The organism is Brevibacillus sp. SKDU10 (genome assembly GCF_001645205.1).
Taxonomy (GTDB): Bacteria; Bacillota; Bacilli; order Brevibacillales; family Brevibacillaceae; genus Brevibacillus_B; species Brevibacillus_B halotolerans.
Genome location: NZ_LSSO01000124.1, coordinates 1 through 16,656, shown reverse-complemented (window position 1 = coordinate 16,656; position 16,656 = coordinate 1). Strand labels below are relative to the sequence as shown.

Here is a 16,656-nt window from a genome sequence, read left to right as displayed (position 1 = left end):
GGAAAAAAGCTTTACGAGCGTGTGTTTTGGGCGGGTTCCATTGCACACGCTCACCCTTCATTTTTGCACTCATTCATTTTTCTGAATTTCAATTCGATTAGAGGTGTGGATGCAGTAGTAAGACACCTCGCTGTTGTTTAGCGTTCAAATGTGACTAAAAACTTGGAGTGATGTAATTGAAAGCTCTATTTGAAAAAGAAAAAGCTTTTTGGAGTAGCAAGTTTGATGCCGATGATCAAATCGTAATTCTGCCGTATAACAGAACTTCCACTATTCATAGAAATACCGACAGCTACCAAAGCATTTCCAGTGCAATGCCGCCTCAGATTTTCGAAAGAATCAGTTCCATTGCAGGCGGGTCACATATCGCTATCTTTATGATTTTATTAGCTGGTTTAGAAACCTTGTTGTCCAAATATACTAGCCAAGAAACCATCATTGTGGGTGTTCCAGGATTTGGTGCTTCACCTGATGCCCAACCACTTTCAAATCAGCTCATCATTTTAAAAAATGAAGTACATAGCAAGAATACTTTTAAATCCTTATTGAACCAAATCAAATCCTCCATTAGTGAAGCAATGAAACATCAGAGTCTTCCTTTTTGGAATTTTATTGATACTCTGAATGTACATTACGATTCGAATCGAGTCCCAATCATTAATACTATCGTGTCGTTAAAGGAGATCCATACACTAGATTTCGAGGAACATGCTGTTTCTGACATCCATTTTCAATTTGGTCTGGAAAATGGCTCTCTTCAATTAAACACAATTTATAACGAAAATCGTTATGATCCAGAGCTGATTAACCAAGTCAGCAGGCACTTATCTCACATTTTATCCATTGTCCTATTTGATCTAGAGCTTTCACTAGAACAGGTTGATCTGTTATCAGAAAAAGAGCAGGAACAGCTTCTGCGTACGTTTAATAACACGGCTACCGCCTATCCCAGAGAGAAAACCATTCAACAGTTGTTTGAGGAACAGGTAGAGCGTACACCAAATCAGGTAGCAGTTGTATTAGATGATGAGCAACTAACCTATCAAGAGTTAAATGAAAAGGCTAATCAACTAGCAAGAACGCTACGAAACCAAGGAGTCACTAGAGGGCAATTAGTCGGGCTCATGGTTGAACGCTCCTTAGAAATGATCATCGGAATTTTCGGGATTTTAAAAGCGGGGGGAGCCTATGTGCCGATTGATCCAGAATATCCGAATGATCGCATTCGCTATATGCTGGAGGATTCAGGAGCAAAAGTATTTGTTACACAAAGTCACATACGGCATCGAGCAGATTTCGAGGGAACGTGCGTATTCCTAGATGATTCGAAGGCTTACAGTGAAGACAGTTCCAACGTAGAGCCAGTAGCAGAAGCAACAGATGTGGCTTATGTCATTTATACTTCTGGATCGACTGGAACACCTAAAGGTACGCAAATCAGACACTTCAGCGCTACAAGAGTGGTACTAAAGACCAATTACATCGAAATAAGAGAAGAAGATACACTATTACAGCTTTCTAATTATGTATTTGACGGTTCTATTTTTGACATCTACGGTGCTTTGTTAAATGGGGCAAGGCTGATCCTCATGAAAAAAACAGATATGCTTGACCTTACTAAGCTTAGTAGCGTAATCGAGCAACAGCATGTAACGATCTTCTTTATACCTACTGCATTCTTCAATACGCTTGTTGACAATCAGCTGACATGCTTTACGAATGTCCGCAAAGTCTTATTTGGGGGAGAGCGTGCATCGGTTACTCATATTCGCAAGGCATTCCATTATTTAGGGCCAGAACGACTCATTCATGTCTATGGTCCTACCGAGAGTACGGTATTTACCACCTTCTATCCCATTAATACTCCTTTGGATGAAGATGTCGCTACAGTTCCGATTGGGAAACCTCTGGCTAATACATTGGTGTACGTAGTGGATCAATTCAATAATCTCAGACCGATTGGGGTTCCGGGTGAATTGTGCATCGCAGGAGAGGGTTTATCGAAAGGATATCTCAATAGAGAAGAGTTAAATGTAGAAAAGTTTGTTGATAATCCGTTTGTGCCAGGTACTCCCATGTATCGAACAGGCGATTTAGTGAAGATGCTGCCAGATGGAAATATTGATTTTTTAGATCGGATAGATAAGCAGGTTAAAATCAGAGGATTCCGTATTGAGCTAGGAGAAATAGAAAATGCTCTTTTAGCATTCCCAGAGGTCAACGAAGCCATTGTGGTGGATGGAATAAAGGATGGAAATAAATATTTAGCCGCCTATTACGTGGGAAAGGAGTCTATTCAGCCAGGAGAATTACTCAAAAATCTGTCCGATAAATTACCTGAGTATATGGTTCCTGATTATTGCATACCACTTGACCAAATGCCGCTTACTCCGAACGGAAAGATTGATCGAAAAATGCTCCCATCTGTTGAGGAGACAATGCCAATTGAAGAATATGTAGCCCCCGGCACCTTGTTGGAAGAAAAATTAGCGGAAATTTGGAAGGGGATTTTAGGGCTATCTAAGGTTGGAATAAAAGACAACTTTTTTGAAAGAGGCGGACATTCCTTACGAGCAACGGCCCTGGTCTCTACGATTCAGAAGGAGCTACAAAAAAATATCCAGCTAAGAGATGTGTTTTCACATCCGACCATCGAACAACTGGCTCGGGTAATTGAGAATATAGAGCAAACGGCTTATTCAGTTATAACGAATATTGAGGAACAACCTTATTACCCCGTCTCATCCGCTCAGAAACGACTCTATATTCTAAGTCAGCTAGCAGGCGGGGAAATCAGCTATAATATGCCGAATGCTATGTTGCTGGATGGAGAGATCGATCGAGAACGTATAGAAAAAACTTTTCAGCAACTCATTGCGCGACATGAAATCTTACGAACCAGCTTTGAGCTGGTAGGCGGTGAACCAATTCAACGCGTACATAAAGAGGTTCCTTTCGCCTTGGAATATGTACAGGTTGCCAATGAAGAAGAGGCGGAAGGAATCATTCGTGATTTTACAAGAATGTTTGATTTGCAAAGCGCTCCATTGTTGCGTGTAGGACTTATCCAGTTAGCCTATGATCGCCATGTCTTATTGTTTGACATGCACCATATCATCTCTGATGGAACCTCTATGAATGTTCTTATTCAAGAGTTTGCCAGCATGTATCAGGGAGAGGTATTGCCTACACAACGAATCCAGTACAAGGACTACGCTTCTTGGCAACAGCAGCAGATGAAAAGTGAGTGGTATCAGCAACAAGAAAATTATTGGCTACAAGTATTTTCAAAAGAACTGCCAGTACTTCAACTGCCTACTGATTATACCCGTCCTGCTATTAGAAGCTTTGACGGAGGTCTTTTGGAATTTAGAATCGGCAAACACACAAGTGAGGAATTAAAGCTGCTTGCAGCCCAAACCGGTTCTACGTTGTACATGGTGCTATTGGCGGTCTATACAACCCTGCTGAGTAAATATAGTGGACAAGAAGATATTATTGTTGGAACACCGATTGCAGGAAGACCCCATGCCGATTTGGAAAGCATGATTGGTATGTTTGTAAATACACTGGCAATCCGCAACTATCCAGCGAGTGAAAAAACATTCTATGAATACCTGCAGGAAGTGAAAGAAGCTTCTTTGAAGGCATATGAAAATCAAGATTATTTATTCGAAGAGCTGGTAGAAAAGCTGGATGTAAACCGGGATATGAGTCGCAACCCATTGTTTGATACGATGCTTGTCCTGCAAAATTTAGAAAATCAGGAGCAGGACTTAGAGCAGTTACGCATCGCACCATATGCAAGTGAGCATACGATTTCCAAGTTCGATTTAACTCTACATGCAATGGAGGATGCGGATACGCTACTGTGTAGTTTTGAATATGCGACAACACTATTCAAACGAGAAACCATCGAGCGTATGGCAAAGCACTTTGTCCAATTGATAGATGGACTTTTACGTGATCCGCATGCGAAGCTGTCGACCATCGAGATGATGACAACAGATGAGAAAATGTTGATTCTCGAAACGTTTAACAATACGACAGTAGAGGGTGTAGAGGAGCAAACCATTCACCAATTATTCGAGATGCAGGTCGAACGCACACCAGATCAGGTAGCTGTTGTTTATGAAGGTGAACATCTGACATACCGTGAGTTAAATGAGCGAGCAAATCAAGTAGCACGAACACTGCGAGCAGAAGGAATAGGCTCAGATCAGCTAGTCGGTATTTTGATGGAGCATTCATTGGATATGATGGTTGGATTGCTAGGTATCTTAAAGGCTGGGGGGGCTTATGTACCGATTGATCCAGACTACCCAGAGGATCGAATTCAGTACTTGCTAGAGGATAGTCAAACAACTATTTTACTCACGCAGCAAAAATTCTCCGAAAAACTTACTTATAACAAAAAGATTCTTTACCTAGACAATCAAGAGATCTATCAGGGAAATACCACCAATCTTGAACACGTAAACAACATGAATGATCTAGCGTATATCATTTATACTTCAGGCTCGACTGGAAATCCGAAGGGAGCTATGATCACTCATCAGGGGCTTGTCAATTATATTTGGTGGGCTAAAAAGGTGTATGTGCAAAATGAGACCGTTCATTTCCCGCTTTACTCGTCCATTTCGTTTGATTTGACCGTCACGTCAATTTATACTCCTCTGATTTCTGGAAATACGATCTATATTTATAGAGGAGAAGACAAGGTACAGGTCATTCAAGACATCCTTGCAGACAATAAGGTTGGGATTATGAAGCTAACACCTACCCATCTAAAATTAATAGAAGACTACGATGGCACGAATAGTAACATGAAAAGATTTATTGTCGGCGGTGAGAACCTGCACACGCAACTGGCTAGCAAAATCCATCGTAATTTTGGTGGGAATGTCCAAATTATGAATGAATATGGACCTACCGAAACAGTAGTAGGCTGCATGCTCTATACATTTGATCCGAATAATACCTCTCAGGACTCTGTACCAATTGGTGTACCAGCCGACAATGTAAGGATTTATGTATTAGATAAAGCTCTGCGTCCAGTGCCAATCGGCTCTATTGGAGAAATGTACATTGCAGGGGATGGGGTTGCCAGAGGGTATTTAAATCGCCCCGAGCTAACCGCGGAAAAATTTATAGAAAATCCCTTTAGGCCTGGGGAAAGAATGTATCGAACAGGTGACCTTGCGCGATGGTTGCCAGATGGAAATATGGAATATGTGGGAAGAACAGATGATCAGGTTAAAATCCGAGGATATCGGATTGAGCTAGGAGAAATAGAAGCACGGATCGTAAGCATGGAAGAGGTCCAAGAAGCAGTGGTAATCGCTCGGGAAGACCATGCTGGACTACAGCACTTATGCGCATATATTGTATCGGAAAAGCAATTGATGATTAGTGAGCTAAAAAGCAGATTGGCCAATCAGCTTCCTAGCTACATGGTACCGTCTTATTTCATACAGGTAGACAAAATCACGCATACACCAAATGGAAAGCTCGATCGAAAGTCTTTACCTGCCCCAGAGGATGGCACTATCCAAACAGGAGCAGAATATGTGCCGCCACGTATATGGATGGAATCGAAGCTTGTTCAGATTTGGCAAGAGGTTCTCGGTCTTTCCATGATTGGGGTGAAGGATCATTTCTTTGATATTGGTGGCCATTCCCTGCGAGCTACACATTTGGTTTCCAGAATTTATAAAGAATTAAATCAAAACCTGCCGCTGCGGGATGTCTTCCAAAATCCGACTATTGAGCAAATGGCAGAGATATTAATAGGAAGAGAAAAAATTGCCTATACTTCCATTCCCATTATTGAAGAGAGAGAATTCTATCCGGTTTCTTCAGCCCAGAAGCGATTGTATATTTTAAGTCAATTAATTGGTGGAGAAATTAGTTATAATATGCCGAACGTGGTAAGGATAGATGGAGAGCTCGATCAAGAACGTTTAGAAATCGTCTTCCAGAAGCTGATTTCGCGTCATGAAATCTTACGAACTAGTTTTGAGCTGGTAAACGGAGAAACGATGCAACGAGTACACCCAAATGTAGATTTTTCTATAGAATATGCTGAAGCCAGTATGGAGGAGCTAGAAGCAATTATTCAAGGCTTTGTCCGTCCGTTTAACCTTGAGCAAGCTCCATTACTCCGTGTTGGGCTTGTTAAGATGGGAAAAGACAGCCATGTTCTAATGTTAGACATGCACCATATTATTTCAGATGGTGTTTCCGCAGGTGTTTTGATGCAAGAATTTATCAGCCTGTACACGGGAGGAGAGTTATCCTCGCTTCGCATTCAATATAGGGATTATGCAGTCTGGCAACGCGAAGGCGTTCACCGTGAGGCAATCAAGCGACAAGAAGCATATTGGCTTGAAGTTTTCCAGGGAGAGATTCCTGTACTCAACTTGCCAGTCGATTATGCCCGTCCAGCTATGAAAAGCTTTGAGGGAAGCACGTTTGAATTTGTGCTTGACCAAAAAAGCAGTGATGGATTAAGGCAAATCGCAGCCCAAACCGGTTCTACGCTGTATATGGTGTTATTGGCTGTCTATACGACTCTACTGAGTAAATACAGTGGACAAGAGGATATTATTGTTGGAACTCCGATAGCGGGAAGACCTCATCCAGATTTAGAAAGTATGATTGGTATATTTATAAACACGCTTGCGATACGTAACTATCCAGTTGGTGAAAAAACATTCTACGAATATTTACAGGAAGTCAAAGAAGCTTCCTTGAAGGCATATGAGAATCAAGACTATTTATTCGAAGAGCTGGTAGGCAAGCTCGATGTAAATCGGGATATGAGTCGTAATCCATTGTTTGATACAATGCTCGTCCTGCAAAATTTAGAAAAGAAAGAGCAGGAGCTAGAGGGCTTACGCATTTCATCATATGCAAGTGAACAAACCATATCCAAGTTTGATTTAACCTTACATGCGATGGAGGATGCAGATACAGTCCTGTGTAGCTTTGAATATGCGACAAGACTATTCAAACAAGAAACGATCGAGCGAATGGCGAAGCACTTTGTCCAATTGGTAGATGGTCTTGTAAGTCAACCGCATGCGAAGCTGTCCGCCATCGAGATGGTGACAACGGATGAGAAGAAGTTGATTCTCGAAACATTTAACAATACAGCAATGCAGGATGCAGCGGACCAGACCATTCACCAATTATTTGAGATGCAGGTCGAACGTACACCGGATCAAGCAGCAGTAGTCTATGAAGGTGAACAACTGACGTACCGTGAGTTAAATGAGCGAGCAAATCAACTGGCAAGAACACTGCGAGCAGAAGGGATAAGCTCGAATCAACTAGTCGGTATTTTGGTGGAGCGTTCTCTTGACATGTTAGTTGGACTGTTAGGCATCCTGAAGGCTGGCGGAGCTTACGTACCAATTGATCCAGGATATCCTGAAGATCGCATTCGCTACATGCTAGAGGATGCGGGGGTTACGTTCGTAATTGTGCACAGTCATTTACAGGCTCAGATCAGCTTCGATGGATATCAGGGAAAATGTATCGTAATAGAGGAAGAGGCTTCTTATCAGGAGGATGCAACTAATCTTGAACCAGAAAGCAGCCCGCTTGATTTAGCTTATGTCATCTACACATCAGGATCGACCGGTAAGCCTAAGGGCGTTATGATTACTCATCAGGCAGTTGTCAACCTGATACATGGCATAACGGATCGGATTGACTTTGCAGAAGGAAAATCTCTGCTTTGTGTTACTACCATTTCATTTGATATCTTCGTGCTAGAAACGCTCCTATCGCTTAGTAAAGGGATACGAGTAGTAGTAACTAGCGAAATTCAACAGACGGATTCACAGGCTTTAAGAAACGTCATTGCTGAGCAAAAAATCGATATGATCCAAATGACGCCTTCTCGCATGCAGATGCTGTTATCTTCAGTAGATAGTACAGAGCCGTTCAAAGAATTGCAGCATGTCCAAGAAATTATGCTTGGTGGCGAGGCGCTTCCTATTTCCTTAGTCAATGCGCTACAAGAGCATACACCGGCACGCTTGTTTAATATGTATGGTCCGACTGAAACAACCGTATGGTCATCGATTGGATCAGTGACAGCGGGCCAGCCTATTACAATTGGCAAACCGATAACAAATACACAATTTTATATCTTGAGTATGGAAGGTCATCTTCAGCCAGTAGGGGTAGCTGGGGAGCTGTGCATTGCTGGTATGGGACTTGCGAGAGGATACTGGAATCGTCCCGAACTAACGATGGATAAGTTTGTAGAAAATCCATTCCTACCAGGAAGTAAGATGTATAAAACGGGTGATTTAGCAAAGTGGCTTCCTGATGGAACCATTGAGTATCTAGGTCGAATCGATCATCAGGTAAAGGTGAGGGGCTATCGCATTGAACTTGGAGAAATAGAAGAACAGATAAGGAATATAAAAGAGGTTGAAGAAGCAGTGGTAATCGCACAGGAAGACCATGCTGGGCTACAGCATTTATACGCATATATTGTAGCGGATCAACCATTACTTGTAAGCGATGTAAGAAGCACATTGCTGCAAAAGCTACCTGGTTATATGATTCCTTCCTACTTTGTCCAATTGGAGAAAATGCCTTTAACACCAAATGGAAAAATTGATCGTAAAGCATTACCTGTACCTGAAGGAAACCTGCAAACGGGAGTGGAATACGTAGCGCCACAGACACAATGGGAAGTGCAGATCGCTGGTATTTGGCAGGAGGTTCTAGGAATTACTGATATCGGGGTGAGAGATAACTTCTTCGATAGTGGTGGACATTCCTTGCGAGCTACGACTCTCGTTGCCAAGATGCATAAAGAAATGGGAGTGAATCTTCCTCTGCGAGATGTCTTTGCATATCCTACGATCGAACAGATGGCCAAACGAGTATCTGAGATTGATCACGTGGCGCATTTCTCAATTCCTGTCATTTTAGACAGAGAGTTTTATCCAGTATCCTCTGCTCAAAAACGATTATATATTTTAAATCAGATTGAGGGTGGAGGGCTCAGCTATAACATGCCAACCGTCCTAGTGGTAGAGGGACAGCTTCATCGGAAAACTCTTGAGGATGCATTCCAGAAGTTAATCAATCGCCATGAGACCTTACGAACAGGCTTTACGATGATTAACGGGGAGCCAGTCCAACAGATTTATCGTGATGTGACATTTGAGATTGAATACACGCTGGCAAAAGAGGAAGAGATAGCTAGCATCATTCAAGCATTTGTGCGTGAGTTTGATCTTGCAAAAGCTCCCCTTTTACGGGTAGGCCTGATTGAACTTGAAGCAGATCGACATATTTTAATGTTTGACACGCATCACATCATTTCTGATGCGGCTTCATTAAGTATTTTGGTTCAAGATTTGGTTCAGTTATACACAGGCGAGGAACTAGAACCGCTCCGAATTCAATATAAGGATTACGCCGTATGGCAACAGGAAGAAGTGCAAAGCGAACGCATCCGAAATCAAGAAGCATACTGGCTGAACATTCATGGAAATGAAATTCCGGTTCTTAATTTGCCAACGGACTATCCAAGACCTGCCTTGCAAAGCTATCAGGGGGATATCTTTGAATTTGTCATCGATCAACGAAGAAGTGAAGGACTCCGACAAATTGCTTCACAAACAGGTTCCACCTTGTTTATGGTCTTATTGGCTGCATATACCACCTTGTTGGGCAAAAGCAGTGGACAAGAGGATATTATTGTAGGAACTCCAATAGCGGGAAGACCGCATGCAGATCTTGAAAGCCTGATTGGCATATTTATTAATACACTAGCGATTCGTACTCAGCCAATGGCAACAAAAACATTTTACGAATATGTCAAAGAAGTTAAAGAGCATGCATTACAAGCCTATGAAAATCAGGAATATCCGTTTGAAGAGCTAGTAGAAAAATTACAGGTAGCACGCGATTTTAGTCGCAATCCCCTGTTTGATACAATGTTTGCCTTACAAAACGTGGAGCAAGGTAATCAGGCCATCGAAGGTTTACAGCTCAGACCATATGAAGCAGAGCATAATGTCTCTAAATTTGATCTAAGCTTATATGCCAATGAAGATGATAAAAACATTGTGTGTACTTTCGAGTTTGCTACCTCATTGTTTAAGCGTGACACAATCAAGCGAATGTCAGAGCATTTCCTACAGATCGTTGACAGCATAGTGGCTGATCCAGCTGCAAAGCTTTCTGCCATTGAGATTGCTACTTCGCAAGAGAAAGAGTTGCTTCTGCACACCTTTAATGATACAGAAGGAGATTATCCAAGAGAGAAAACCATTTATCAATTGTTTGAGAGTCAAGTGGAACGTACCCCTGAGCAGATAGCTGTCGTTTACGAAAATGAACAGCTCACCTACCGGGAATTAAACGAGCGAGCAAATCAACTGGCACGAATCCTGCGATCCGAAGGTGTGGGAGCCAATCAGTTAGTTGGAATTATGGTGGATCGTTCCTTAGACATGATGATTGGGTTAATGGGGATTTTGAAAGCTGGAGGAGGCTATGTTCCAATTGACCCAGATTATCCGGACGAACGGATTCGCTACATGCTGGAAGATTCGAAAGCGAATTGGGTAGTGACACAGAGTCATTTGCAAGAGCGGATTGCTTTTGCAGGAAGCTTGATACTAATGGATAAAGAGTCTGCGGATCAGCATGAGCAATCTAATCTTGAACCTATTAGTGGACCTACTGATTTGGCCTATGTTATTTATACATCGGGCTCAACAGGTAAGCCAAAAGGCGTCATGATTTTACAGCATGCAGTCGTAAACCTATTACAAGGCATAACCGATCAGATCGACTTTACCCAAGGAAAAACACTTCTTTCAGTGACGACGATCTCATTTGATATTTTTGTGTTAGAGACGCTACTGCCGCTGTGTAAAGGTGTAAGGGTAATTTTAGCAAGCAGCCTTCAGCAAACTGATCCAAGAGCATTATGTGATGTGATTCAAAAACAACAGGTGGACATGATCCAAATGACGCCTTCTCGGATGCAAATGTTGTTATCCTCGGAGCACATTCACTGCCTACAGGGATTACAAGAAATTATGCTCGGCGGAGAAGCACTTCCCGCTTCCCTGATCAAAGCCCTGCAAGAGACCACCCAGGCACGCCTGTATAATATGTACGGTCCAACTGAAACAACGGTGTGGTCATCGGTGGGAGAGCTGATAGAAGGAGAACCGATAACAATTGGTAAACCGCTCGTAAACACTTCCTTCTATATTTTGAGCGCTGAAAACCACCTCCAACCGATCGGGATAGCAGGTGAACTGTGCATTGCAGGAGAAGGATTGGCAAAAGGCTACTGGAATCGTCCTGAGCTAACAACAGAAAAATTCGTAGAGAATCCATTTATAACCGGGGAAAAAATGTATCGCACAGGAGATTTAGCGAAATGGCTACCTGATGGAACCATTGAGTATCTGGGACGAATTGACCACCAGGTAAAAATTCGAGGTTATCGCATTGAGCTTGGTGAAATTGAAGCCCTGCTCCTACAAATTCCTTCTGTTCAGGAAGCGGTAGTCATTGCAAGAGAGGAGCAAGCAGGACAGAAGCAGTTGTGTGCTTATTTTGTGGCAAATCAACAGCTTACAGTAGGTGAAATCAGAAATTCGCTGTCACAAGATTTGCCTGCTTATATGATTCCATCCTTTTTTATCCAGCTTGAACAGATGCCATTGACTCCAAACGGCAAAATTAATCGAAATGCACTCCCGACTCCAGAAGGTCATATTCATCTAGGAGTGGAGTACATCGCTCCACAGACACCAACGGAGGTACAATTGGCTGCTATTTGGCAAGAGGTATTGGGTGTTTCTAAAATTGGTAAGAATGACAACTTCTTTGAATTGGGTGGGCATTCTTTACATGTACTTGAATTAATCAGGAAAATCTACACAGATATTCGGGTCGAAATCCCTATACGTGTTGTGTTCGAGATGCCAACTGTAGAAGCGATGGCCGAAGAGATAGTAAGATCTATGTTTACAAAAAATAATAGGAAACCAATCACAAAATTAAACGAGCATGGAGGCTTACATGTGTTCTGCTTCCCGCCAGCAATCGGGTATGGCATGGCATACATCGAAATGGCAAAATTACTTGAACACCAGTGTGTATTGTACGGTATGGATTTTATTGAGGAGTATACAAATGACGAGGAATTAATGGAGCAATATGTCAAACTCCTCACTGATGTACAGGGAAATCAACCGTATGTGTTCCTAGGTTATTCAATAGGTGGTAATTTGGCATTTGAAGTGGCAAAAGCCATGGAGTCAAGAGGCTACGAAGTAAAAGATATTATCATGCTAGATTCCATTATCAGGAGTGGAGTTTCTGTATCTTTAAAAGAGGACGCCTTACAGGAAATCGCTACTCTCTTAGAAGACACACCTGAACAGTACAAGCATCTTGTGACGCCTTCCTATACAAATAGAATTTATTCGTACGCTAGATATCGGAATCAGCTTGTCAATGAGGGGATGGTTCAAGCCAATATCCATGAATTACTAGCATCCGATTCTCAGAAATGCTCGACAGTAGAATCTTCTTGGTCTTGGAAACAGGCAACTCATGGAAATCATATGCAATATCAAGCGGTGGGAACCCATGAAGAGTTGCTTGATCCTGAAATGATTGAGGGTAATGCAAGGATAGTCCGCATGATCTTACAGAAAATCATCGATGAAATGTATGCTGTCTCTACCCATGCAACGAATGATTTTCGTTAAAGGCCGTGGCTAAAAAGTTTTTTTGTCACAAATAAAAGCATAGGCTAGAATCATAAAAGCTGCGGGCATGACGTCGCGAATTGGAATTCGTGAGCATCATGCCCGTATTTTTTAGCAACATATGGTAATCCAGCTTTACTGAGTGATTTTGATCTGATGAAAGGTAATTTGCTTACAATGATGCGTGCTTATCCTTCACCTGGGCTATTCGTTTTAGATGGGAGAATATAGAAATGTAAATAGAGAAAAGCTACGCTACTTTCCTTTTCTGTCGTTGAGGCTTATCACGCATAGAGGAGAGTACGGCAGCAAATAGGCAAATCACGGCTGCTACCCAAAAGACAGTATGAAGAGCTGTCATGTAAGCTTCCACATTTAGGATATCAGTGCTGCTAGATTCAGATTGATCTTCTGTTAATCTATTCAATTGAAAAGAGAATAGTGAGATAGCAAATGTCGTCCCTAATACCATCCCGATATTGCGGACCAATGCATTTAGGCCGCCTGCTGTTCCTAATAGTTTAGGCGGAACTGATCCTAGAATACTTGCATTGTTTGGAGATAAAAAAAGACCAGTGCCAATTCCAAATATACCCATGTGCGTTGCGACAAGCCATGCCGGTTCATTTGTTGTAAGCTTCGTTAGCAGAACAAAGGATATCGCATTAATCACCAAGCCTGAAATCGTTAAATAATAGGAGCCAATTTTATCAGACAGCCAACCAGAGAACGGAGCAACGATCGCCATCATTACAGCATTTGCCATCATAACATAACCCACGATATTCGGGGGATATTCTAGCACCAATTGCATATAAAACGGCATGAGAATGGTTATGCAAAAAAGAGAGAGAAAAGACAGGAGTGTCGCAAAGCTTCCTGAACGAAAGGTCCTTATCTTAAATAGTGAGAAGTCAAGCATAGGATGTGATATTCTGGTTTCACGTCGATAAAACAAGACAAAGATGATGATTGAAAAGAGAAGACCACCTAATGTAATTCCCGTTGTCCATCCATGCTCCTCTGCATTAGAAATGATATATAGGAAGGTAATCATACTTGTCATATACATAATCGAACCAAGATAGTCGAAAGGCTCTCCCGCACGTTTTTGGTGCTGTTTTGGCATGATGCGTAATGCTGCGATAAATCCGATTAAACCGATGGGGACGTTAATCCAAAAAATAGATTCCCAGCCAAACGAATCAACTAGAATGCCACCGATGGCTGGACCGGATAATGAACCAAGTGATACCACCATACCGGTTATACCGAGGGCGCGACCACGTTCTTCTTTGGGAAAAGTGGCAGCTATGATAGCTTGACTATTAGCCATCAGCAGTGCGGCGCCAGCAGCTTGTAGGACACGCATGCCAATTAACATCCAAATGGATTTTGATAAACCGCATAAAGCAGATCCAATCAAAAAAATTAAAAATCCCAGATTATATAAGTTCCCACGTCCAAAAAGATCCGATAATTTTCCGATAATGGGTAAAAGGGAAGCGATCGCTAATAAATAAGCTGTTACAACCCATTGTACAATATGCAGGGGGACGTCTAATGTACCCGAAATACTAGGGAGAGCTACATTCGTGATGCTGCCATCCAAGGTTGACATAAATATTCCCAAAGACACATTAGCAAGGATCCACCAGCGAAGTGTAGTCCTGATAGTAGGCAACTGACCTTCCTGACTCATCTTAATTCCTCCTTTACATAGCGAAACGGTTTACCCTTTTTTTATGAGCATACGAATAGTCTCAGAGAGGTCAAGGTTGTTTTTTTGACACAGGGATAGTAATTTTTGATATGTTTCCTCGTCTAGTCTGACATGGATGGCATGATGTAGCCGATCATCCTCATGCTTTCGTGGACGACCGCGCCCTAGTTTTTTATCGAAAATCTCTTCCTTGTCGAGGTTTCTGTCAACAATGGTATATCCTTGTCTTTCTATCCATTCATCCCCTTTATTTTTCTTCCAGACAAAAAGTGCTTTTTTGCGGACCTTAGCTAGATATATATCCATTGGCTCATCCACTAATCCATGTTCGATTGCTATGTTTACCCATTTTTTCTCAAATGCTTGAGCGAATTCTTGAAAAGAGCTGTATCGATTATCCATAAATAATTCCACCCTTTTTTGTTCTACAAAAAATATAAACTCATTTCCAAAATTAGGCAATATATTTATTTTGCAAAAAATGTAATAGTTTATTTTTTTGTTGTTGAATCAGCATAAATCTGAAAAAAATAGGCTCTTCTCTTGCAATTTCTGAAAGTTTGGTTATCATTAAAAAAGAAGTTCATTGATGTCTAAGTCTGGCTGATTACAGTCATTCTATTCATCCTGTGCTTTTACGCATACGCGTACAGAGTATGGAGGGCTTGATAACTGGTATTTACCACTGCTAAGTATTAACCCACCATAAAACAGCTTGGGCAACGTTTTACATTTGCGCTGGTTGTTTTGTGGTGGGTTATTTTTATTTTTTGAAGCAGATGGAGAAGGAAACGGAGGAAATAACCCTTGAACAAAATGATTTCATTTACCATCAATGATACGTTACACCAAGCAAAAGCGGGAACTAGAATTCTTGATTATCTGCTTGAGCAAGACATCAAGCATCCTCATATTTGCTATTCACCTATTTTAGGCCCAATTCAAACATGCGATACTTGTACCTGCGAAATTAACGGTCAACTGATGCGAGCTTGCTCTACTGTTGTGGAGGAAGGAATGAGTATCCAGACTTCATCTTCACGGGCAAAGGAAGCGCAAAAACAAGCGATGGATCGTGTGCTCGAAAACCATATGCTGTACTGTACGGTGTGTGATAATAATAATGGCAATTGTCGTGTACATAATACTGTAGAGCTGATGGAAGTGGAGCATCAGGAGCGACCGTTTAGAGAGAAGGGCTATGAGGTAGATATGTCTCATCCTTTCTACCGATATGACCCGAATCAATGTATCCTGTGCGGGCGGTGTGTAGAAGCATGTCAGGATTTACAAGTCAACGAGACACTAACCATTGATTGGGAACGAGAAATGCCGCGCGTTATCTGGGATCAGGATAAACCCATCAATGAATCCTCCTGTGTCTCCTGTGGACATTGCGTCACTGTATGTCCATGTAATGCTTTAATGGAAAAAACTATGCTAGGTGAAGCTGGGTTCATGACAAAGATGGGAAAGGAATTGCTTGATCCCATGATTGATTTGGTCAAGGAAGTAGAGCCTGGTTACAGTGGAATATTGGCCATCTCTGAAGCAGAAGCAGCCATGCGTGAAGCTCGAACTAAAAAAACGAAAACGGTTTGTACATTTTGCGGTGTAGGCTGTAGCTTTGAGGTTTGGACGAAAGGACGCCAAATTTTAAAAATTGAGCCATCTGAGGAAGCACCAGTCAATAGCATTTCGACCTGTATTAAAGGCAAGTTCGGTTGGGATTTCGTCAACAGCAATGAACGGCTGTCAACACCATTAATTCGACGGGGAGATGAGTTTGTTCCAGCTACCTGGAAGGAAGCGCTTACATTGATTGCGTCTAAGTGGAAAGAGATGAAGCAAAAGTATGGAGGAGACGCTTTCGGTTTCGTTAGCTCATCAAAAACAACCAATGAGGAAGCTTATTTGGTACAGAAATTGGCCCGACAGGTCTTTGAAACAAATAATGTAGACAACTGTTCACGTTATTGCCAATCTCCAGCTACAGACGGGCTATTGTCAACTGTTGGTTATGGCGGTGATTCTGGGGTAATTATTGATATTTCTGTTGTCGGGGTTGTCATTTTTATTTGAGGGAATTCAACAGAGGGTGATCCAGTTTTGTTGGCACGGGTGACAGGGTGGGAAGAAAATACATGGTGCAAAAAC

The 16,656-nt window shown here is 41.9% G+C and carries 3 protein-coding genes and 1 pseudogene; 2 read left to right on the top strand and 2 right to left on the bottom strand.

Annotated features, from left to right (window positions below):
• The first annotated feature begins 176 nt into the window (after nt 1-176).
• Complete coding sequence (locus AYJ08_RS07335) at nt 177-12,776, top strand: non-ribosomal peptide synthetase (RefSeq protein ID WP_064017179.1); 12,600 nt, start codon at nt 177-179, stop codon at nt 12,774-12,776.
• 250 nt (nt 12,777-13,026) lie between these two features.
• Here the strand turns inward: AYJ08_RS07335 and AYJ08_RS07330 are convergent, their stop codons facing one another.
• Entirely contained in the window at nt 13,027-14,478 is a 1,452-nt protein-coding gene (locus tag AYJ08_RS07330) for an MFS transporter (protein WP_064017178.1), read from the bottom strand.
• A 30-nt stretch (nt 14,479-14,508) separates the two neighbouring features.
• Nucleotides 14,509-14,901: an AT hook motif family protein gene (locus tag AYJ08_RS07325; RefSeq protein ID WP_031415221.1), complete on the bottom strand. Its 393-nt coding sequence runs from the start codon at nt 14,899-14,901 to the stop codon at nt 14,509-14,511.
• Between the two features lie 414 nt (nt 14,902-15,315).
• Here AYJ08_RS07325 and AYJ08_RS07320 point away from each other — a divergent pair.
• Nucleotides 15,316-16,656, top strand: a pseudogene (locus AYJ08_RS07320) (molybdopterin-dependent oxidoreductase); the annotation flags it as partial.